This window comes from Chitinophaga agri (assembly GCF_010093065.1).
Taxonomy (GTDB): Bacteria; Bacteroidota; Bacteroidia; order Chitinophagales; family Chitinophagaceae; genus Chitinophaga; species Chitinophaga agri.
Genome location: NZ_CP048113.1, coordinates 3,321,903 through 3,343,835, shown reverse-complemented (window position 1 = coordinate 3,343,835; position 21,933 = coordinate 3,321,903). Strand labels below are relative to the sequence as shown.

At 45.9% G+C, this 21,933-nt stretch carries 17 protein-coding genes; 11 read left to right on the top strand and 6 right to left on the bottom strand.

Annotated elements, in window-relative coordinates:
- The first annotated feature begins 50 nt into the window (after nt 1–50).
- The 3 genes from GWR21_RS13165 (at nt 51) to GWR21_RS13155 (ending at nt 2,198) form a co-directional block, all read left to right on the top strand.
- Nucleotides 51–650 (top strand): NAD(P)H-dependent oxidoreductase, encoded by a 600-nt coding sequence (locus GWR21_RS13165; RefSeq protein WP_162332192.1) that lies wholly within the window; start codon nt 51–53, stop codon nt 648–650.
- Nucleotides 651–660: 10 nt separating this feature from the next.
- Complete coding sequence (locus GWR21_RS13160) at nt 661–1,662, top strand: aldo/keto reductase (RefSeq protein WP_162332191.1); 1,002 nt, start codon at nt 661–663, stop codon at nt 1,660–1,662.
- Nucleotides 1,663–1,790: 128 nt separating this feature from the next.
- Nucleotides 1,791–2,198 (top strand): DUF6157 family protein, encoded by a 408-nt coding sequence (locus GWR21_RS13155; protein WP_162332190.1) that lies wholly within the window; start codon nt 1,791–1,793, stop codon nt 2,196–2,198.
- Nucleotides 2,199–2,514: 316 nt separating this feature from the next.
- Here the strand turns inward: GWR21_RS13155 and GWR21_RS13150 are convergent, their stop codons facing one another.
- The 6 genes from GWR21_RS13150 to GWR21_RS13125 form a co-directional block, all read right to left on the bottom strand.
- Nucleotides 2,515–5,148: a T9SS type A sorting domain-containing protein gene (locus tag GWR21_RS13150; RefSeq protein WP_162332189.1), complete on the bottom strand. Its 2,634-nt coding sequence runs from the start codon at nt 5,146–5,148 to the stop codon at nt 2,515–2,517.
- A gap of 99 nt (nt 5,149–5,247) precedes the next feature.
- Nucleotides 5,248–6,897: a tetratricopeptide repeat protein gene (locus tag GWR21_RS13145; RefSeq protein WP_162332188.1), complete on the bottom strand. Its 1,650-nt coding sequence runs from the start codon at nt 6,895–6,897 to the stop codon at nt 5,248–5,250.
- A gap of 181 nt (nt 6,898–7,078) precedes the next feature.
- Nucleotides 7,079–7,459, bottom strand: a complete 381-nt coding sequence (locus GWR21_RS13140; protein ID WP_162332187.1) for a VOC family protein — start codon at nt 7,457–7,459, stop codon at nt 7,079–7,081.
- Between the two features lie 150 nt (nt 7,460–7,609).
- Nucleotides 7,610–8,425, bottom strand: a complete 816-nt coding sequence (locus GWR21_RS13135; protein ID WP_238430357.1) for an AraC family transcriptional regulator — start codon at nt 8,423–8,425, stop codon at nt 7,610–7,612.
- A 111-nt stretch (nt 8,426–8,536) separates the two neighbouring features.
- Nucleotides 8,537–9,817, bottom strand: coding sequence for a TCR/Tet family MFS transporter (locus GWR21_RS13130; RefSeq protein WP_162332185.1), 1,281 nt, complete (start codon nt 9,815–9,817; stop codon nt 8,537–8,539).
- A gap of 329 nt (nt 9,818–10,146) precedes the next feature.
- Entirely contained in the window at nt 10,147–10,614 is a 468-nt protein-coding gene (locus tag GWR21_RS13125; RefSeq protein WP_238430356.1) for a hypothetical protein, read from the bottom strand.
- A gap of 346 nt (nt 10,615–10,960) precedes the next feature.
- Here GWR21_RS13125 and GWR21_RS13120 point away from each other — a divergent pair, with 346 nt between their 5' ends.
- The 8 genes from GWR21_RS13120 (at nt 10,961) to GWR21_RS13085 (ending at nt 21,913) form a co-directional block, all read left to right on the top strand.
- The gene (locus GWR21_RS13120) at nt 10,961–11,599 is read left to right on the top strand and encodes an NAD(P)H-binding protein (protein ID WP_162332183.1); all 639 of its coding nucleotides are present in this window, start codon (nt 10,961–10,963) and stop codon (nt 11,597–11,599) included.
- A gap of 572 nt (nt 11,600–12,171) precedes the next feature.
- The gene (locus GWR21_RS13115; protein ID WP_238430355.1) at nt 12,172–13,227 is read left to right on the top strand and encodes a Fe(II)-2OG oxygenase family protein; all 1,056 of its coding nucleotides are present in this window, start codon (nt 12,172–12,174) and stop codon (nt 13,225–13,227) included.
- 25 nt (nt 13,228–13,252) lie between these two features.
- Complete coding sequence (locus GWR21_RS13110; RefSeq protein ID WP_162332181.1) at nt 13,253–14,776, top strand: pyridoxal phosphate-dependent decarboxylase family protein; 1,524 nt, start codon at nt 13,253–13,255, stop codon at nt 14,774–14,776.
- 11 nt (nt 14,777–14,787) lie between these two features.
- Nucleotides 14,788–16,617, top strand: a complete 1,830-nt coding sequence (locus tag GWR21_RS13105) for an IucA/IucC family protein (RefSeq protein ID WP_162332180.1) — start codon at nt 14,788–14,790, stop codon at nt 16,615–16,617.
- A gap of 18 nt (nt 16,618–16,635) precedes the next feature.
- Entirely contained in the window at nt 16,636–18,459 is a 1,824-nt protein-coding gene (locus GWR21_RS13100) for an IucA/IucC family protein (RefSeq protein WP_162332179.1), read from the top strand.
- Entirely contained in the window at nt 18,456–19,259 is an 804-nt protein-coding gene (locus GWR21_RS13095) for a creatininase family protein (RefSeq protein ID WP_162332178.1), read from the top strand. Before GWR21_RS13100 ends, GWR21_RS13095 begins: the two co-directional genes overlap by 4 nt.
- Before the next feature lie 4 nt (nt 19,260–19,263).
- Complete coding sequence (locus tag GWR21_RS13090) at nt 19,264–20,607, top strand: GNAT family N-acetyltransferase (RefSeq protein ID WP_162332177.1); 1,344 nt, start codon at nt 19,264–19,266, stop codon at nt 20,605–20,607.
- Nucleotides 20,585–21,913, top strand: coding sequence for a lysine N(6)-hydroxylase/L-ornithine N(5)-oxygenase family protein (locus GWR21_RS13085; protein WP_162332176.1), 1,329 nt, complete (start codon nt 20,585–20,587; stop codon nt 21,911–21,913). Before GWR21_RS13090 ends, GWR21_RS13085 begins: the two co-directional genes overlap by 23 nt.
- Nucleotides 21,914–21,933: the final 20 nt, after the last annotated feature.

The following is a 21,933-nucleotide window of genomic DNA, read 5'->3' as shown; positions in this document are numbered from 1 at the left end:
TAATACTGCTGGTCGTTCTACTTTTGTATTGTCAAAAGAAAAACGAACATATGACAAAGGTATTTATCATCAACGGAGGTCAGCAGTTCGGCCATTCCGGCGGCCGGTTCAACGAGACCCTTTCAGCAGCTACTGCTGAGTTTTTTGAGAGCAGGCCGGACTTTGAGGTGAAGACCACCAATATCAATCACGATTACGATCTGAAAGAAGAGGTTGAAAAATATAAATGGGCGGATGTAGTGATCTATCATACCCCCATCTGGTGGTTCCAGGTACCGCACGGATTCAAAGCATATATAGATAAAGTATTCACGGAAGGGCATGGCACAGGCATTTACCATAGCGACGGACGTTCATCAGCTAATCCGGCTGTTAATTATGGCACAGGTGGCATGCTGCATGGCAGAAAATATATGGTGACCTCCTCCTGGAATGCGCCACGTGAGGCGTTTACGATGCCGGGCGAGTTCTTTAATGAAACGCCTGTAGATGAGGGCATCTTATTTGGTTTTCACCGCATGAATGCGTTTATCGGATTGACACCACTACCAGGCATGCACTTTCATGATATTGAAAAGAATGCGGACATTCCAAGAGACCTGCGTGTATACAAAGAACATCTGGAAAAAGTATTTACAAACGTGAATTAAGTTAACGGAAATGGAATACAGAAAATTAGGTAATTCGGAGCTGCAATTGTCAGCTATTACATATGGCGCATTTGCTATTGGTGGCAATATGTGGGGAGGTAATGAGAAGCAGGACTCTATTGCAGGTATACATGCTGCATTAGATCATGGTATAACGTCAATTGATACGGCACCTTTCTATGGCTTCGGACGGAGCGAAGAGCTGATAGGGGAAGCGATCAGGGGAAAGGACAGAAGCAAGATCCAGCTACTGACAAAGTTTGGTCTGGTATGGGATGGCAGTAACAACGGTAAGGGAGAGTATTTCTTTGATGCCCCCGCTGATGGTAAGAACATCCCGGTATATAAGTATACTTCCAAAGCTAATATCATTAAAGAACTGGAGGAAAGTCTGAAAAGACTGGGCACCGATTACGTGGACCTGCTACAATTACACTGGCCCGATGCGACCACACCCATTGCAGAAACAATGGAAGCGCTGAACACCCTGATCAGACAGGGCAAGATCAGAGCGGCAGGTGTGAGTAACTATGACCAGGGGCAGATGCAGGAAGCGGCAAAAACTATACAGCTGGCATCGAATCAGGTATCATACAGCATGCTGAACAGGGAAATAGAAAAGGACATAGTGCCTTATTCCATTGGTAATAATATTGGTATCATCGCTTATAGCCCGCTGGAAAGAGGCTTGCTGACCGGCAAGTACTTCAAAGATGCGGCATTGAAAGCCGATGATCACCGGAATGGTTATTTCGGACAGTTCCCGGCCGATAAAGTAATGGCATTTCTGGAAAGTATCACCCCGCTGGCGGAAGGGAAGAAAGCATCGCTGGCACAACTGGTATTACGCTGGACCACTTTACAACCTGGTATTACCGTTGTGTTGGCCGGTGCGAGGAATGCGACGCAGGCAGTAGAGAATGTGGCAGCTATGGACCTGCAACTGACGACTGAAGAAATAGGATTTATTAATGGGGAACTGGAGAAAGTGTATAGTAGACAGGCTGTGTAAGTAAGATGAGTTAAAAATAATTAATATCTACTTTCGTTGTAGAGTTCCTGGTCCTGGTAACAAAAGTTACCAGGATTTTTTATATTTTAGGTAATATAATATCAAAGGGACCTGTAAACAGTTTACGAATGAAGACCACCAATTATTACAACACTTTTATAGAAGTGGCTGAAGACTGCCCCGTTACTACAGCAGAAGTGCCCCCGTTAAGAGGCGAAAAGACTATCGCCAATATTGAGTTTGAACTATTGGTTGATAACCCGTATGAATTTACCTCCGACGATGTGCTTTTCCATGTCTATGCTGCAAAACGCCAACTCAGAACAAAAGAGTTTGAGAAGGAGAGAGAGCAGTTCTTTTCCAAAGGACAGGCTTGTTTCCGCTCCTCCCCGTTAACCAAAAGATATGGCTGGGGGGCTCATTTTGATGCGGATGGACGGATGGCTATCTATGCTGTCGAGTCTGAAGAGTATCAGCAGTTTGCCAGGGACAAGGCGCTGAGGCAGATAAAGGCGATGCGCTCAAAGAAGCTATAAATATGATATGTAATTTTTTTTAATAATTTCCGGGTAGGGACTTTGGAAAACCGCTCTCAGGAACTGGACAGCGGTTACGCAAGCAATATAGCGTAGAAGGGAAGCAATGGTAGAAAAATGTGCTGCCTGCTGTTGCTTTTGCGTAGTATAATATACTGGCAAAACGTCCCCGGGGCCGGAAGGGTATAACAAGCGACGAACAAGCGACGGCCAAGCGGGCCCCAAACACTATAAAAGCGCAGGCATAGTCATAACGAAAAAGCGCCCGCATTTTGCGGGCGCCCGGGGTTGTAGGTACAGGATTTAAAGGCCGGTATTATAACTTGATGAACTTAAATTTCTTTACTTCTCCTCCCGGACGGGTTTCCACCAGCATAAAGTAAACGCCACCAGTCAGCCGGCTGATCGGCATATTAATAGTGGTTTGTCCGGTTGGTATATTGTATTGCTGAATGGTATATTGTCTGCCAGCCACATCCACCAGTAATATCCTGTACTTAGTAGCCTGGGTGACGCCCTGCACATGCAGGTTAATCACATCTGCCGCAGGCACAGGATAGATATACATATCACGGGCACTCAATTTTACGGTATCAGAATAGGAGAAGCTATTGTCCTGGCTGACCAGCTTCAGCCGGTAATACACATTGCCAGCATTCGCCGCCAGGTTCCAGAAGTCCAGGTCCTCATGATTGTAGTAGAAACGGCCGTTGCTATTGGTAGCCTGCTGGGTATTGATAGTGGTGAAATCTTTATTATTCGTACTTCTTTCCAGTTCATAATGCAGCAGTCCTTCTTCGTTCTGGGTTCTCCATTCCAGGAAGGCGTTGTGTCCCTGTAGTTTTCCTGTGAAGGAATGCAGGAAGATCAGCTCGGGAGAAAGGAGATCAGTCAGCTGATATTTAACGATCCCTAAATCCGAAGAGGCAAGGTAAATATCCGCGTGATCATCAAAGAAGCGAAAATCCATGGAAGCGCCACAGGAGATGTAAGCCATGGCTGATGCGGGTACCGTAGACCATTTTGCTCCTTTGTTCGTGCTGAAAACCAGTCTGGTGTCATTGAAATAGCCGGAGAAAGAAGCGGCTAAAAGGTGTCCATTGACAGCAGTAGAATAAGAGATCTTTTTCAGATCAGTAGCCTCCAGGGTACGCGCCCAGTTCTCTCCACCATCGGTGGTCTGATAGATACCGAGCGTTGTGGCGACCGCCATTGCTTTCTCATCAAAAGGATTGGTGGCCAGGTCCCAGATCATATCATTTCCTTCTACCAGGGCTTCCAAACCTTGGGATACAGATCCCCATGTGATACCTCCGTCATTAGACCTGTAAACTTTTTCACCTACTGTAATGAACAGGGTTTGACCATCGCCTTTAGGAATGAAGATGTCAGTCAGCACGCTATTACCTGTTGCAGCCACTGCATTGTGTTCCGGATTCGCCGGATCGGGGAAGTCCAGTCTGTACAGGGCAGAGAATGCGTTGTAGAATGAGTACGAGATCCAGTAGCGGTCTTTATGATTAGGATCACGGCGGATGGCATCCAGTCCGGTGGCATAATCGTCGGACGGCAGCCTCCTCTTCGTGGCGCCGTAGTCGTCACTGTAATACAGTTCTGAAGGATTCAGGAAGTCGTCGCAGGGTTTGAAGAAAAACACGCGTCCCTCAACGGAAGTATCCGGTATGACGTAATAGTTTTCGTAGGTAAATGAGTAGAAAGGCAGTGTATCATGAATCGCTGTTTTCCCGGTGGTAAGATCTTTTGTGGTGTATCCTCCCTGGCTGGTGTAGTACAGTTGTTTGCCGGTGCCACGGGGCGCCAGAGCCACGTCTCTTGTTAAGTGGAAAGGTAATTGCAGGCGTTCAAACGTCTTACCGCCGTCCCTGGAGCGCTGGGGCCAGGCATCAGAGAAGACCAGGATGTCGTTACTGTTTTTCGGGTTAATGACCAGGGAAGTGCCGCTGGCATATACCGGGTTCTTGGGAGGGAAAACAATAGATGTCCAGTGCAAACCACCATCCGTACTTTTCAGGATCTCGTTTTCTTCCAGCATCCACATGTGCTGTGTATTGGATGGATCATAAGTGATCATAATGACGTTGTCGAGCGTCTGACTGGTAAAAGAGACAGGTACCTGTGTAAAGGTATGGCCACTGTCCAGGGTATGAAATACTGCTTCGGGTGAGGAGCCAAAGTTGATATAACTACAGATAAAGAACTCATTATGGTTCTTTGGATTGAACACCATAGCGTTCAGTGATCCTTTACCAGCCAGCTGTTCTCTCCAGGTTTTCCCTTCGTCGGGAGAGATAAAGAGACCACCATCTACGCCCTGTGCGCCCAGACTCCTGGCGAGGTAGATCTTTTTGGGGTCATCCGGATGAAAGAAGCTATTGCCGATATGTACACCATCATGATCAGAGCTGAAATAGATCAGACTGAGATTTTTACCGCCGTCTTTGGTGAAGTAGACTTCGGTTAGCTGCGTCCAGGTGTCGGGGTCTATGAAGGCCGTGTTGATAACCGCCCGGCTAGCCTGTGCGTCATAAATATCGTAGCTAACTACAAACGTTTTTCTGAACTGATCGGGGGTGACAAAATGCCGGATGATCTCTTTGCTTTCCATATCCACCACATATACGCCGTTTGTGTTCATATCGGGCGCATTAACAACAGCAAAGGAGAAGGCCTGTCCGCTAGGCAGGAATTTGAATTGCGTAACAGATATGGCACTGTTCTCAAACGAATAGAATATGTCCCAGGTTGTGCCCCTGTTATTTGATACCAGGATATGATTATTCAGTGTACGGGCATACAATCTGTTGGCAACAGCAGGATCAGGCGTAACGTCCCATAACTTCCCAAAGTCCCCGGTTGACTCAAAAGAGAGCTGTGCGTTGGCAGAAAAGAATAGCAGTAGGAAAAGGTGAAAGAGTAAAATTTTTCTCATGAATTTTGGTCGATTGGGTGCTTTGTGAAAGTACCCCGCTTCCCTTAAAGTGTGTATGTAATTAACAGGACAGGAGCCGGACAAAGTGTGACATGTCGCCTAAAGTCCTGATAAATAATCGAAAAGGGAGGTGTTTTCGATCAACTGCATCTTTTTGGTGATCCGTTCCTTCCTTTTGCGGCAACCTTCCGGTGTGATGTTTAGCAGAGAAGCAATTTCCTTCGTATTCAAATTCATGTATATGTAAGAGAGGAACCGGACATCATTAGAGGTCAGATTCGGATGATTTTTCCGAAGGGCATTCAGGAATCCCTGGTTGACTTCCTGGAAGTGTGTGCTGAAATCATCCCACTCGCTATCGGTGCGCAGATAACTTTTCAGTTGGGAGATGTGTTTAAATACAACGCCATCTTTGCTCAGATCCGGAATTTTTGACATGGCGGTAATGATCTCGTCGATCAGTTCATTTCTGCCGGAGAGGTATAATGCTTTGGCGGAGAGCTTCCGGTTCCGGATCTCAATTTCGTTTTTCAGCCTTTCCTGTTCGAGGAGGGCAGCAGTTTCTTTTTCTTTTAGTTGCTTTTCGAGCAATAGTTTCTGGCTTTTCTCATTCTCAATTTCCAGTGCCATGATCTGATGGCTGCGTTCAGCGAGGATGGCTTTTTGTCTGTTCTCGGCGGCCTTGATGCGCATGAGCCAGATGAAAAATGCGATGATCACCGCGATAAATGCGAGCGCGACATACAGCAGCCGGCGCTGGTTGGAGAGCTGCGCCTTATTTAATGAGAGGGTATGCTGTGAGTTGAGCAGTTCGAATTTAAGTTTGCCGGTTTCGAACTGCTGCCCGTTTTTAACAGTGTTCATGGAATCCCGGTAATACATCACCGAATCTTTACTGGCCATGGCCTGTGCATAAGCATGGTCTTTGAGGTGAATATCGGCCAAAGTATGGTGAAGTTCGATGCGTTCTTCCAGGTTGGGCGACAGGGCCAGCGCTTCATTGGCATATTGTATAGCCTGAACGGTGTTGTTCAGCTTGAGCCTGGTGGAGGTGATGAGTGTCAGGAGGGAGATGCGCTCATCCCGGTAGCCGGAGTCCCTGGCGATAGTAAGTAATTCGGTACAGAGGCGGTCGGCTTCGGTAATGTTCCCTTCCTGAAACTGATTCTGGGCATAGGCATACCGTGCGCCCAGTAACCGTCGTGTGTCATTCTGCAGATAGATAGCTGCTTCCCGCAGGTACTCCCTTGCTTTCGCCAGCTGATTCATTTCGGTATATACGATTCCCAGATTAGAGGCGTAGTTACCTATCCTGATCTTATCATCTTTCTCTTTGGCAATATCGTAGGCTTTCAGAAAGTACATGCTGGCCTTATCAAAGTTCTTTTCTTTGGAATAAAGGATAGCAATGTTGTTCAGCACGGTCATTTCCAGCGTAGCGTCTTTTTCTGCCATGGCAATTTTATAGGCATTGAGGTAATACCGCAATGCCTCTCCGTAGTCCAGCATGAAATAGTAGGTCAGCCCGATATTGTTGGTAGCAAGAAATAATTGTTTTTGCCAGTGATTGTCAGCCGATAGGTGCTGGGCTTCTGTCAGCAGGTTGATGGCCGGAACAAATTTCCTGGAGAGCATGGAATCTATGCCTCTTTTGATCAGCGTGTCACAATAGGGCTGGTTGCTGGAATAGGTTGTCAGTACAGTAAATAACAGGAACCCCGTTACAAATAAATGTTTTAAATACTTCATTACCACACAGGTGTCTTGGATGTAGCTATTGGTTGATTTCCTCCCTACCCGGAGCAGGGACGGGCTTAAAATAATAAAAAATATTCAACGGGTGAGATAAGATAAAAGTTACGGGGCGAAGGAAAAGTTGTGCTTTGCAGGAATATAAGATAGGTATGTGGGGCCTTGAGAAGGCCCCGTTTTATTGTTCAGTGGCCCGGTAGTGTACAATGTCTATACCAACACCATTAGGATCTTCAATAGCGAAATGTCTGTCGCCCCACGGCTCGTCCCGGATGTCTATTTTCATAGGAATACCTTTCTTTTTGATATCGGCATATATACTGTCTACATCGTCTACTTCAATTGTCAGGTACATGCCCTGTCCCTGAAAAGCTTTTTGAAACAACGGCTGCTGTGTAGGATGTTCGGGCAGCAGGAAGCTGATTTCTGTGCTTTTATCAGGTGTATGTAACAGGAGGTAGAACTCGTTTTCGAAAGTCACACCAAAGCTGAGTACATCCTTATAAAAGGCTTTGCTTTCACTGAGTTTACTGGTGATAATACCGGCATTTAGTCTCATAGTATGTTTTGATTTAGAGAGCGATTGGGCGTATATGCCTGAAGTTAGTAACAGGGCAGATAATAATGGCAACAAGTGTTTCATTACAGCTTATTTTGTACTGTAAAATTCAGCAATCAGTCAGTGCTAACATTGTAAAAAACGGACAATTTATCTGCCGAAGGCCTTGGAAGGGGTGACACCATAGAAATTACGGAACTCCTTAATGAAATGTGACTGGTCATAATAGCCACTGTCGAAGAACAGTTTATTTTGTCGCAGGCTTTGTGCGGATGGCTTTGCCTTCAATATATGCTGGAAGCGCACGACCTTACTGAAGGTCTTGGCAGTATCGCCTATGTAAAACTCAAACAGCCGGCGTAGTTGTCTCGCGCTGATGCCGGTATTCAGATCCTTCTCAATGTCGACAACGCCGCAATTGTTCAGGATCCGTGTGAGGGCATCGTATAGTCTGGAGTCATTATTGATGTCTGTTGCTGCTACTGTCTGCAGGAAATACGTATTAAAGATATCAGCGATATCAGCAGCTGGTAGTGCCTCGTGTAAATGATTGGTGATAAAGTCAGCTGTGGCAGGTAATACGTTGCTCAGGTGTTCGAAGCGATTACTTAGTTCAGCGGCGTTCACTTTGAACAGCTGAGGGAACATGGTAGGGAGAAATCGAATGCCTACGTAATTGAAGTTGTTGTCTAATGCAAATTCGGTGTATTGTTTACAGAATCCCATGATGTAATTTTCTTTGGGATTATTAAGTTCGAAGAAGATATCTATACAGCCGTCGGCAACAACGCGGTATTTAAACTGATCTGAGAGAGGGGCGGTGGTTTTTAACTGCCAGTAGCAGTAGATGAACGTTTGGAGGCGGGGATGAGGTAGGAATTCGTGATAGGTGACATGTTCAGCTGATTGTTTGATCGTCGGCTGAATAGGTGTGTAGAGATTTCGTATGGTGGCGAATGGGTGCAAGGACGTGCTGTTTGGGTAAAGATAGGGGGTATTGAACATAATTTATCATGCAAAGGAAAAGGATGAACATACTTCCATCCTTTTCCTTTTTGTTCGCTATAACTTATTGCATTAATGTGTTGGCATATCTTTAAGGTCTCCACCACCCGCAATCACATTCCTTAACTCCGGATTTTCTTTTTTCTCTTTTGACAATACCTTATTCGTAATAACGATACTCAGCAGCATACATACCGCCCCGATCAGGAAATGTATTCCCGGGAAATGAAACGGCGCATGATCAGATGTAAAGTACGCGAATGTGCTGTTCATGAGCAGCGGACCAATCACTGTTGTAAGACTCATCAGGCTGGTTAATGCACCTTGCAGCTCTCCCTGTTGATTGGGGGGTACATGTCCGGATATAATGGACTGTAGCGAAGGGCCACAGATACCTCCCAGACAGTAGGGCACCAGGAAGGCGAACATCATCCAGCTTTGTGTGGCAAATGCAAAGAGAACAAGCCCTATCGTATATAATGATAATCCGAGGTAGATGCTCTTCTCATTGCCGATCTTCGGATTGACCACCCTGGTAAGTCCGGCCTGTACACCTCCGACGAGTACACCGACGATGGCGAGGGAAGTACCTACCATGCCTTCCGTCCAGTGGAAACGGTATTCTGTAAAGAAGTTCCAGTTACCTTGTACAGATTGGGCACCGAGATAGATAAGGAAGAAGGCGATTGCCAGTCCGCCGATCTCCGGATGGGTATTTAAGAACTTCAGTGATCCGAAGGGGTTCGCACGTGACCATTCGAATGGACGACGGTTCTCTTTTTTCAATGATTCAGGGAGAATAAAAAGGCCATACAGGCAGTTGAGCAGACAGAGGGCCGCGGCAGCATAGAATGGCGCTCTGATGCCCCATTTCGCCAGCAGGCCACCCAATGCAGGACCGAGGACAAAACCCAACCCGAATGCAGCACCGATCATACCAAAGTTCTTGGCACGTGAGGTTTCATCTTCGCTGATATCGGCGATATAGGCGGTGGCGGTAGTAAAGCTGGCGCCTGTCATACCAGCAATGATACGTCCGATGAATAACCAGCCGTAGGTAGGGGCGAGCGCAAGGATGATATAGTCAATCCCAAAGCCCAGCAATGCCAGCAACAGGATGGGACGTCTGCCGTATTTGTCGCTGAGATTGCCAACAACTGGTGCAAACGCAAACTGTGTAATGGCAAACGCGGAGAGCAGGTAGGCCCCATAGGTACTGGCCTCATTGACCGGAATACCTTTCAGTTCCGATATCAGGCGGGCCATCACAGGAATGATGAGTCCCCATCCCATGACATCGATCAGTAACGTAATGAAAATAAAGCCAATAGCAGACTTTTTAGATACTTGCATATGTATGATTGAATTGAAACTTCTTAACCCGGATATGATATTAATAACAAAGATTCCTCCTGCTGGTTTAAGTAGCATAGTTGCTGTGGAGGTGCATGAAGAATAATCGTTGCACGTAATGTGCTGGTTCCCGGTAATGCAAACTTAGTGAGAAATGTCTAATGTCAGGGGTGCTGATCACGCCAAGTTAAGGGGGAATTTAAGTCAAGGTAAGTTGACAAAAGGGGGACGGTGGATAGGTACCGATCTTTCCGGACGGCGCATATACGTCCTTGCTATACGCTACAGTTACAAATATCCATTTTTCAAAAAAGAAGAACGGAATGCTGCTAATTCTGACGGGAAATTACCTTGTTGATATATACCATTAGTTCCTTCTTCTTTTGCGCATGTCCTTCAACATTGAACCGCGAAGAAGATCCCAGGTATAGTTCAGCTATTTCCTCCACGTCTAGTTTTCTTACATAGTGTAGTGTTACGATATCCTTGATAACACGATCGGTATGTTGCTTAAATTCCTCCATTCTGGCCTTTGCTTCCGGTGCGCCGTCAAGGACCCGTTGTCTTTCTTCCTGCGAAAGATCAACGGTCAGATAAGCTTCTCCGGGAGAGACTTTATTTACCACATCGGCCGGCACGTCTCCGGCTCCATTGCAATAGGCACAGGAACCTGGTCTCCAGGTTAATTCTCTGCCAAGTCTTTTTATGTCTTCTGTATCTACGTGCCCTTTACCCAGGCATCTCGGACATTGAATGAGCATTTTGTTCCTGTTGAAAAATCGTTTGAAGAAATGCATTGTAGAGAATAAGTGTTTAACGGTAAATGGCTATTTGAGAGGAAAGGGGCTGGCCGCTGCCGGCATGAGTCCTGTACATCGCCCGGTATGTTATCAAAACTGCCTGTAAGCCAGATAATTGCAGGATGGGTTTATAATAGCATTGCATATGTATAGGTCTGGGATGTCGGGTAATTTACTGCAAATGTATTTAAATTATTTATTATGCGTCAATCTTTCTAATGGCAGCACAACAAAAATGGACTACATAAAACCAAATAGTATGAAACATTATGCCTCACATAACCTAAGGCTTGTTTTCACAGTACGAAAAGTATTATATTTAATCAATACATAAAGGCATTATATGAAAGCATTGATCATTGGTGCTACCGGTGCCACCGGAAAAGACCTCACAAATATTTTATTGCAGGATGCGGCGTATACCGAAGTAGTGATATTTGTACGCCGGTCAACCGGCATAAGCCATCCGAAGCTAACTGAAATCCTGACCGACTTTGATAAGCTGGAAGATGTGTCAGGATTCATCCGGGGAGATGTGTGGTTCTCATGTCTGGGAACTACTTTAAAGACAGCGGGTTCAAAAGAAAAACAATGGCATATAGACTATGAGATCCCATTGAAGTTTGCGGAGATTGCCAGGAGAAATGGTGTCGCCAAAGCGGTGCTGGTATCTGCGTATGGAGCTGCTGCCACGAGTAAGGTGTTTTATTCAAAAATGAAGGGACAACTGGAAGAAGATATTGCCCGTCTGGCGTTTGATCAGTATGTCATTTTTAAGCCGGGTATGCTCTTACGGAAAGGTACAGACAGAGCGAGCGAACGTATCATAGCGGGGATACTGAAATTTCTGAATGGTATAGGTTTACTGAAGCGGTTCCGGCCATTGTCCACCTATGTGCTCGCGGAAAAACTCGCGAAGGCGCCAAAAGTCGCTGGAGGAGCAACACAGGTAATTCTATTGGATGAGATCTTCGGATTTTAGCGATAAGGCATTAGTCACGATATCTTGAAAAAATAGCTACGAACTTTAACATCAAAACGTCACGAGATCAGGTATTTGTTTTTGCTGTCAGTATAAACTTTTTTATTTGCTTCTGAGAGCGGTAAAAAAGATGTACTTTTACATTGTTAGTTATCCCATTGAATTTTTAAAACCGGTCATGCGAAAAAGAAATCTTCACCGTATTCAATTTTAGCAGCCTTAATTGAGAAATAACATTGTTAACCACAAAACCCGCCACTACATGTGTTTTCCTTATTGCGTAAAATGTTTTCCGCTTTCGATCAAATAGCTAAATGCAGATGTTGCACTTTTGTAACGCTTAGTTAATCCGGTAAGCACGAAACATTAAAAGACTACTTTTTGCATGTTGTTGTTATTGCATTTTGTAATAGCAACATATGGAAGACCTTATTTTTCAATTTGGAACCTCAACATTGACTTAAAAAAAATTTTATTGAATGAGACCCTTGGATATAATGCCTACGATTAGCCCAGGAGTTCAGGAACCCTCCCGCTTAATGCATCTGGCTACTGAACCTCCTTTGCAACCCATGATAATAGATATCACGGAGGATGAGAAACTGGAGATTACCTATATCGGGAAGAAGCTCAAACGTAAGTATAAGAGCTATGATGATCCCGGCTTTATTTCGATGCTGCATCTGAATGCATATACGCTATTGCCCGAACGTATTGCAAAGGTGCTTAGTAGTTTCGGAACAGACTTTTCTGATCAGCAGTATGGTGCTGTTGTGCTACGCGGACTGATAGAAATAGGGCAGGATGAACTGGGGCCTACGCCACGTTCCTGGCAGGAAACCGACTATGAAAAAATTATGGAGTACGGCTTCATTTCTTCTTTATTACATGGTGCGGTGCCCTCTAAACCTGTTGAGTACTTTGCGCAGCGGAAAGGCGGTGGGTTAATGCACGCCATCATTCCTGACGAGAATATGAGTTATACACAAACTGGTTCAGGCTCCCGCACAGATCTTTTTGTGCATACGGAAGACGCGTTCCTCCACAATGCAGCAGATTTCCTGAGTTTCCTTTTCCTGCGTAATGAAGAACGTGTACCATCAACGTTATATTCAATCCGTTCGCATGGCAGACCTAACGCCGTATTACAGGAACTGTTCAAGCCTATCTACAAATGCCCGAAAGATGCCAATTACGCGGCTGATGATGCTATAGGGGAAGATACCCGCACGTCGGTCCTGTATGGCAGTAAATCGGCTCCTTTTATGCGTTTTGATGCTGCAGAGCAAATCTATAATGAAGATGCCAGGCAGGACCCGGAAGCATTAAACAATCTGAAACGTTTCTGGGAAGAAGCACGTCAGTTAATATACAATGACTTCATTCCGGCATCAGGTGATCTGATCTTTGTCAATAATCATCTCTGTGCGCATGGCCGTAATGCTTTCCTGGCAGGCTTCCGGGAAGAAAATGGTCAGCTGGTTAAATGCGAACGTCGATTGATGTTGCGTATGATGAGCAAGACCAGCCTTATTAACATCCGTGAAGTGACCCACCCCGAAAACCCATATCTCATCATGGAAGAGCATTATGGTAAAGTATATAATGCTCACCTCGCAAATCTTTAATTAAACCCGGAAATAGCATCCAAATATGAGTACGACCGCATTTGCAGGCTGGCAACAGCCCCTGCAGGACATTGTATTGCCTGTAAAGGAAACCTATAAAGATATTTTTCACCAGGATTCAGCCGCTGAATATGAGCAGGCCATCAATGGCGCGCGTGAACTGGTCACTCATTTCCTGCAGCAGAACCGCCAGCCTTTCAGCGGTATATCTTCTGCAGCCCTAAAGGCTGCATTTGCTGCAGTAGACTTTGATACGCCTTTGCCGGATTATGAAAGTCTGCTGAATGAAGTACAGGAATTGTATGTAAAACATGCTACTGCTTTTCATCTACCTGCGTATATCGCGCATCTGAATTGTCCTGTGGTTATACCGGCAGTAGCTGCGGAAGTATTGATTGCCGCTATTAATTCCTCTCAGGATACCTGGGATCAGAGTGCAGGTGGAACACTTATGGAACAGCAGCTCATTAACTGGACTGCACGTGAGATCGGTTTCGGCAGCGTGGCGGATGGTGTATTTACCGCTGGTGGTTCACAGAGTAACCTGATGGGGTTATTGCTGGCGAGAGACCATTATGCTATTACCCATGATGGTCACAATATCAAAAAATATGGTTTGCCGGCTGACGCTTCCCGTTACCGCATTTTCATCTCTGAAAAGGCACATTTCAGTAACCATAAAGGTGCTGCATTACTGGGACTTGGAGAACAGGCGCTGGTAGAAGTTAAGACCGATGAGCGTTTTCGCATGGATGCAGCATTGCTCGAAGCAGCTATTGCCAGAGAGATACAGCAGGGCAATATTCCGATCGCTGTAGTAGGAACGGCCGGCACAACTGACTTTGGTAACCTCGATCCGCTGGCATCCATTGGCCGTATCGCCGCAAAGTATAAACTGTGGTTCCACATAGACGCTGCCTATGGATGTGGCCTGCTGCTGACTGATAAATACCGTCATCTGTTGAATGGAATAGAATCAGCTCATTCTGTTACTATCGATTATCATAAATCATTCTTCCAGCCTATCAGCAGTAGTGCTTTTATCGTGAAGGATAAACAATATCTGCGTCTGTTACGCATGCATGTGGACTATCTCAATCCTAAAGATGAGGACTATGATGATCTGAATCAGATCAATAAGTCCATTATGCAAAGTACCCGTCGTTTTGATGCGTTAAAGCTATGGTTCACGCTGCGCCTGATGGGTAAGCAGAAACTGGGTGCGTATACAGAAACTATTATAGAAACAGCTCAGAAGGCGGCGGAAGTGATCAGTGCAGATCCTGAACTGGAACTACTGAGCTATTCTGATATGGGCGTCATACTGTTCCGTTACGCACCAGATCAGTATAAAGCCGAAGATCTCGATGCATTGAATCAGTATATTAAAAAGACCATGTTCAATAGCGGTCTGGTATTGGTGGCGAGTACCCGGGTAGATGGGAATTTCTATCTGAAGTTCACTATGCTGAATCCGTTAACCACGATGGAAGACGTGCATTACATCCTCAATACCATCAAAAAAACCGGCGCTGCATGGCGCCAATAAAAGCCCCTTTTATGACTCAGCAACTTATTAATATATCAGCAGCAGAAGCAGTAGCCCATCTGCAACCCGCCACCTGGCTGAAAGTGAACCGACTACATGTACGTAAGATCATTGCGGAATTTGCACATGAACTGTTAATTACTCCGGTATTGGAGCATACAGATGCAGCCGGTTGGGGACACTATCGTTTATCGCCCGCGGAAGGTATCACTTACCGCTTTCAGTCCAGGTTACTAAGCCTCGATCATTGGCATATAGATACGGAGTCTATGGAAAAACAGGTGAATGGTAATACGGTTCCCCTGGATGCAGTTCATTTTATTACTGAGTTCAGTGAACAACTTGGTTTTGATCCTGCATTGTTGCCAACCTACCTGGAAGAGATCATCAGTACGCTCTATGGTAGTGCCTACATGCATACCTATAATACGACTACCGCGGCTGAACTGACGACTGCTGATTATCAGGATATAGAACACGCGATGATGGCAGGTCACCCTTGCTTCGTTGCGAATAATGGCCGTATCGGTTATGATACTGTCGACTATCGGAAATATGCACCGGAAGCAGCTACGCCTTTCCCTGTTATATGGCTGGCAGGTCATAAGAGCAGAACTGTGTTTACAGGTATAGACTCGCTGAAGTACGAAGAAGTATTGCAACAGGAACTCGATGCTGCTACCATAGAAACATTTCATGCTATACTAAAAGATAAAGGTCTACAGGTAGAAGATTATTATCTGATGCCCATTCATCCGTGGCAATGGTATAATAAACTGGCCAGTATCTTTTCTCCTGATATAGCGGCGGATTATCTTGTATGCCTCGGATATGGGAAAGATGAATACCTGCCACAGCAATCTGTACGTACCTTATTCAATGTGACCACACCGGAACGATTTTATGTCAAATCTGCCTTATCCATATTGAATATGGGCTTTATGCGTGGTCTTTCTCCATACTACATGCGTACCACCCCAGGTATCAATGAATGGGTAAGTGCGATCATAGAAGGTGACGCTTACCTCCGGCAAAAGGGCTTCACCATGCTGAAAGAAGCTGCTACCATGGGATATACAAATCACTACTTTGAAACAGCGATCAAAGGAGAGAGTGCCTATAAGAAGATGCTGGCCACACTATGGCGCGAAAGTCCGGTGAATAAACTGCAACCAGGACAGCGTTTGATGACGATGGCCGCATTGCTGCACGTAGATGCACACGGTCAGGCAATGTTACCCGCGTTGATCCGTGCTTCTGGTTTGGATACAACGACGTGGCTTCAGCAATACATGGATTGTTATCTGAGTCCGCTGTTACATTGCTTCTACTATTATGATCTGCGCTTTATGCCACATGGCGAAAACGTGATACTCATCATGGAGAATAATGTGCCGGTAAAAGCGATCATGAAAGACATCGCAGAAGAGGTGGCCATCGTGAACAGCGAGCTGGAACTACCTGAAAATGTAAAACGTATTGTAATTCCGGTTCCGGAAGAATTGAAAATACTCTCCATCTTCACCCAGATATTTGATTGCTTCTTCCGCTTCGTATCACATATACTCGTGGAGCATGTGAACTATCCTGAAGAACAGTTCTGGGCATTGGCAGCTGAATGCATTCAGCGATATCAGCAATTGCATCCTGAGCTGGAAGCGAAATTCAAACGTAGTGATCTGTTTGCAGATGAGATCATCAAAACCTGTCTGAACAGACTGCAGATCCGTAATAACCAGCGGATGATCGAACCGAACAACCCTTTCAAAAGCCAGCAGTTTGCGGGTACGTTTAAAAATCCATTGGCGGCCTTTAAGCACAAAGCGGTGCCGGTCGCATAACTATTTAAAGATACTTACATGTTTAATACAGTTACTCCCCGGGAGGCAGTTGCCCACCTGCAACCGGATATATGGGCGAAGGTGAACCGTCTGCACGTTCGTAAGATGATTGCAGAATATGCACATGAACAGATCATACAGCCTTCTTACAGACATGTGAAACAGGGATGGGTGTGTTATGTGCTGACAGCTGATCAGCCTAACATAGAATATCGTTTCCGTGCGAAGATATTACGTCTCAATCATTGGTATATTCTCACAAAATCCATTGAGAAGCTGGTGGACGGGCAACCCGCTCCGCTGGATGCACTGGCTTTCATCGTAGAATTCAGTGAACAACTGCAGATGGATCCTGCATTGCTGCCTGTATATATGGAAGAAGTAGCGGCTACACTGTATGGCAGTGCACATATACATGCGCAGGAAAGCCCTTCCTCCGCCTATCTGGCCGGCGCCGGTTACCAGGAAATTGAGCATGCCATGACAGGACATCCCCGCTTTATCGCCAACAACGGACGTGTCGGGTTTGACGCCTGTGACTATCGCAGCTTTGCCCCCGAGGCAGCCAGCCCGATGCCATTGTTATGGCTGGCAGGACATCGTAGTTGCACGGAGTTTACCAGCATCGCGCCGCTGGAATATGAGCAGGTAAAGCGACAGGAATTGGGCCGTCTGGCGGATGATTTTGACGCAATAATCAGCAGTAAGCAACTGCTGCCCGCGGAATACATATATATACCCGTACATCCATGGCAATGGTATAACAAACTAGCCGGCATTTTTGCACCGGATATAGCGGCAAATAAACTGGTGATACTGGGTTATGGACAGGATCAGTACCTGCCACAGCAATCGATACGCACATTCTTCAATGTTGATCATCCAGAGAAGTTCTATGTCAAAACTGCGCTCTCTATTCTGAACATGGGATATGTACGTGGATTATCTCCATATTTCATGCGTACAACTCCTGGTATCAATGAGTGGGTCAATACACTGGTGGAGAACGATGCCTATCTACGGGAGACAGGCTTCTGTACACTCCGGGAGATTGCCACTACGGGCTATTCCAATCATAACTACGAGCAGGCTACAAGGACAGATAACCCTTACAAGAAAATGCTGGCAGCATTATGGAGAGAAAGTCCGTTATCCAGGATGCAGCCAGGACAGCGTATCATGACGATGGCCGCGCTACTGCATATAGATATGCAGGGAGAGGCGTTGTTGCCGGCGCTCATTCAGTTGTCTGGTCTGGACCCGGATGTGTGGTTGAAGCAATATATCCATGTTTACATGAGTCCTCTGCTACATTGCTTTTATCAGCACGACATGGTATTCATGCCACATGGGGAAAATATCATACTGGTACTGGAAAACCATGTGCCTGTACGTACGATCATGAAAGATATAGGAGAGGAAGTGTCCGTTCTCAGTGCGGATATTGCGCTGCCTGAAGTGGCCGGCCGGTTACGTGTGCTGGTACCTGATGAAGTGAGAACACTGCCGCTTTTCACACAGATATTTGATGGTATTTTCAGATTTATTGCTGCTATTCTTGAAGAGCACATGGATTATCCTGAGAAGCGTTTCTGGGAACTGGTGGCAAATGTTGTACTCGAATACAGACAACAACATCCGCAGCTGGAGCAGAAGTTTGAACAGTTTGACCTCTTTGTAAAGGAGATCAGTCCTGATGCACTGAACCGTTTACAGATCAGTAATAACCGTCAGTTGCGGAATAGGGCCAATCCTTTTGATGTGCCTTCTATTGGCCTCGTTGAAAACCCTATCGCCGCTTTCAGACCGGCATCCTCGTTCACTAAAATGGCGACCCTATGAAAAGAATAGCTGGTATTAGTTGCCTGCTGCTGGTGATATCTACCTGTGTATGGGCGCAGGCACCCGAACAGGTATTGATAGAAGCAATGACATCGCGGGAGCTTTCCGCACGTGTTGCTGCCGGTGCGCAGACTGTACTCATCTTCAGTGGAGGTACAGAAGCCTCGGGTCCTCATCTGGTCCTGGGTAAACATAACTATCGTGTGTACAGATATGCCACACAGATTGCGGATAGTCTTGGTAATACCCTTGTGGCTCCCGTGTTGCCATTTGCTCCTAACAGTCCGGTATTGGAGCAGTATCCTGGTACCATATCATTGACTGAGCCGACCTTCTCTGATGTGAATGAACAGCTGGCTAGAAGTATGGCTGCTTCCGGATTTCGTTATATCGTTTTGATGAGCGACCACTTTAACAGTCAGCGTCCTTTAAAAGCGCTGGCTGCAAAGCTGGATAGTGCGCTTAGTAAAAAAGGAGTACGGGTGTTCTTTTCCAGTGATGGATATGAAAAAGCAAGAGCACAGATAGAAGCTGGCATTGCCCGCCAGGGTCTTGTGCCTGGTGGCCATGGAGGACTATGGGATACCGCGGAAACATGGGCGGTGTTACCAGCAGCAGTGCGTACAGCGTATTTCGCTGCAGGCGACACTACGCATTTAGGCAATGGTCCGCTGGATGCCGCAGGCGTATCTGGTGATCCCTGTCATGCAACGCCTGAGCAGGGCAGACAGTTTGGTCAGCTGCGGGTGCAACTGGCGGTCCGCGAAATACGTCAATGGCTGTCACAGGTAAAACAATAAACGAATGAACACAAATATCATCACTGCCATCATCAACAGCTATTGCAGAGGGTTCTCCAACTGGAGCTGTTATGAGGGCATTCCGAAATATGATGCTGCCCTTCGTCATCATTTCTCAATTACAGGACATCACCTTCATCTACGGCTGGACTTTAGCGCTAATGGCAGGGAAGTCTTTGTTCCGCTGCGTTATTTTTCAGAAAGCGGTTATCATGTATTCGATTTTCCGGTGGTAGAAAGAACACTCCCTGATGATCAGATCCATACGATCGACGAGGTAAGCTTGCTGACGATCATAGCGGACCATCTGCAGGAAGCCTATCCTGACATACATCTCCGCCAGGCTTTGGATAACCTGTCTTCTTTCCCCTGTCCAACGCAGATAGAAGTGGCGAGTGTCGCTGCGTTTAACACACAATTGCTGATGACGGATATCAGTCGACAATCGGAACCTGAAGAATGGCTGGTGCGGGATATGCTGCCTATAGTCGCCAGTCTCGGGTTCCGGCAGCAGGCAGATGAAAACAAACTACTCAGCGCTATCCATCAAAGGTGTGCCCAGTTATTGGTCGACCATCCGTTGTTAAACAGTAATAAGCTGACAGTCCATAATGTGCTGTTATCCTTTATGCTGGGGCAGGAGAAGGCAATGCGTCCGTATCATAATCCGCTGCATAAGGCATACTATTCTTCTGCGCTTATTCAGCCGGAAGGAAAGGGCGTTGTATACAGCCGCTATTTTCCGAAAGAAAATATCACTGTCAGCATAAGGCCATTCGATATCGACCGGGATCTGGAGATGGTGCACGAATGGTTTAACCGTGAGCATGCAAAGAAGATCTGGAAGATGGACTGGCCGCTGCGTGAGCTGGAATTGTATTACCGGTGTATGTTGCCCGGCAACTGGTCACATAGCTATATCGGAGAGATCAATGGGTCGCCTAATTACAACTTCGAAGTCTATTGGGTAGTACGTGATATGTTAGCCGACTACTATGATGCCCTGCCTACAGATTATGGCACTCATCAGTTTATTGCACCTGTAGATCCTACACTTAAATTTTCATCACCTTCTACGCAATGTATGCTCGACTGGGTGTTCGCTCAGCCGGAGGTAGGCAAAATGGTTGGCGAGGGATCAGTAGAGTCGCTGGCCGCATTAATGAATAAAGCGCATGTGGGGTTCCGGGTGGAAAAAGTGATCACACTGCCGCATAAAAAAGCCAATCTTAATTTTTGTTACCGTGAATGGTATTGGGCGAAGTTCCCGGAGAGCCGGCATCTTCCCGCACAAACCGTTACTCCAACAATTAAACAAACACAACATGAAACAATCTCCCGTATATAATCTTATTGGTATTGGTATCGGACCATTTAATCTGGGGCTGGCTGCATTGTTACACCCTGTAAAAGATGTAAGCGCCGTATTTTTTGATCAGGCAGATGGTTTTGACTGGCATCCTGGTCTGATGTTGCCCAGTGCAACCCTGCAAACACCTTTTATGGGCACAGATCTGGTAACGATGGCGGATCCGACCAGCTGGTTCAGCTTCCTTAATTTCCTGAAACAGACAGATCGTTTGTACCCGTTCTTTATCAGAGAGAACTTTTATATGCTGCGCAGAGAGTATAATCTGTATTGTCAATGGGCAATAGCACAGTTACCCTCCTGTCGCTTTTCGCAGAAAGTATCCCGGCTCGCCTATCGTGATGGCTTGTATGAGGTAACTGTACAAAATACCCAAACAGGAGATGTGACCACCTGGTATGCGGAAAAACTGGTGCTTGGTACAGGCACGCAACCATACACGCCCTCTTTTGTGAACAGGGAACAATTACCTGGCGTTATACACACATCCGCTTACATTCCTAACAAAGAGAATATACTGGAGAAAGGTGACCTCACTATTATTGGCTCTGGACAGAGTGCGGCAGAGATCTTTTATGATTTACTGCCTGAAACAAAGAAGGGTTTGCAACTGAACTGGTTTACCCGCGCGGATAGATTCTCTCCGATGGAATATTCGAAACTTACATTGGAGCTGACTTCACCGGAGTATGTAGATTATTTCTATGAGATGCCACCGGAGCGTCGCAGGAAGGTACTGGCTTCACAGAACTCACTCTTCAAAGGTATTAACTACGATCTGATCAATGAGATCTTTGATAATATGTATGAGATGAGTGTGGGTGGGCGGAAACTCAATGTGCAGTTGAATACCAACAGCGAATTGACTAATATAACATCTGTTGCAGGTTCTGATGCCTACACCCTGCATTTTAATCATACACAGCAACAAAGACGTTTCACATTGGATACCAGGTCTGTTGTACTCGCAACAGGTTATAAATATAATGAACCCGCTATTCTCAGTGGTATTGAAGAACGTATCCGTCGTACTCCGGATAATCTGATGGATGTGCACCGTAACTACACAATAGATATTCATCACAATGAGATATTTGTTCAGAACGCAGAACTGCACACCCATGGATTTGTAACACCCGATCTTGGCATGGGGGCTTATCGCAATTCACATATCGTTAATGCAGTTGCCGGAAGGGACGTGTATAAGATTGAGAAGCGGATCGCCTACCAGGACTTCGGTGTTGCGAATGTAAAAGAAACTGCTACAGATTTAGCCATCCTTTAACGATAAAACCATTATTAGGA

What these genes read in the sequence shown, in the direction of transcription:
- GWR21_RS13165 (WP_162332192.1), top strand. Translation starts at nt 51, where the DNA reads ATGACAAAGGTATTTATCATCAACGGAGGTCAGCAGTTCGGCCATTCC.
- GWR21_RS13160 (WP_162332191.1), top strand. Translation starts at nt 661, where the DNA reads ATGGAATACAGAAAATTAGGTAATTCGGAGCTGCAATTGTCAGCTATT.
- GWR21_RS13155 (WP_162332190.1), top strand. Translation starts at nt 1,791, where the DNA reads ATGAAGACCACCAATTATTACAACACTTTTATAGAAGTGGCTGAAGAC.
- GWR21_RS13150 (WP_162332189.1), bottom strand. Translation starts at nt 5,148, where the DNA reads ATGAGAAAAATTTTACTCTTTCACCTTTTCCTACTGCTATTCTTTTCT.
- GWR21_RS13145 (WP_162332188.1), bottom strand. Translation starts at nt 6,897, where the DNA reads ATGAAGTATTTAAAACATTTATTTGTAACGGGGTTCCTGTTATTTACT.
- GWR21_RS13140 (WP_162332187.1), bottom strand. Translation starts at nt 7,459, where the DNA reads ATGAGACTAAATGCCGGTATTATCACCAGTAAACTCAGTGAAAGCAAA.
- GWR21_RS13130 (WP_162332185.1), bottom strand. Translation starts at nt 9,817, where the DNA reads ATGCAAGTATCTAAAAAGTCTGCTATTGGCTTTATTTTCATTACGTTA.
- GWR21_RS13125 (WP_238430356.1), bottom strand. Translation starts at nt 10,614, where the DNA reads ATGCATTTCTTCAAACGATTTTTCAACAGGAACAAAATGCTCATTCAA.
- GWR21_RS13120 (WP_162332183.1), top strand. Translation starts at nt 10,961, where the DNA reads ATGAAAGCATTGATCATTGGTGCTACCGGTGCCACCGGAAAAGACCTC.
- GWR21_RS13115 (WP_238430355.1), top strand. Translation starts at nt 12,172, where the DNA reads ATGATAATAGATATCACGGAGGATGAGAAACTGGAGATTACCTATATC.
- GWR21_RS13110 (WP_162332181.1), top strand. Translation starts at nt 13,253, where the DNA reads ATGAGTACGACCGCATTTGCAGGCTGGCAACAGCCCCTGCAGGACATT.
- GWR21_RS13105 (WP_162332180.1), top strand. Translation starts at nt 14,788, where the DNA reads ATGACTCAGCAACTTATTAATATATCAGCAGCAGAAGCAGTAGCCCAT.
- GWR21_RS13100 (WP_162332179.1), top strand. Translation starts at nt 16,636, where the DNA reads ATGTTTAATACAGTTACTCCCCGGGAGGCAGTTGCCCACCTGCAACCG.
- GWR21_RS13095 (WP_162332178.1), top strand. Translation starts at nt 18,456, where the DNA reads ATGAAAAGAATAGCTGGTATTAGTTGCCTGCTGCTGGTGATATCTACC.
- GWR21_RS13090 (WP_162332177.1), top strand. Translation starts at nt 19,264, where the DNA reads ATGAACACAAATATCATCACTGCCATCATCAACAGCTATTGCAGAGGG.
- GWR21_RS13085 (WP_162332176.1), top strand. Translation starts at nt 20,585, where the DNA reads ATGAAACAATCTCCCGTATATAATCTTATTGGTATTGGTATCGGACCA.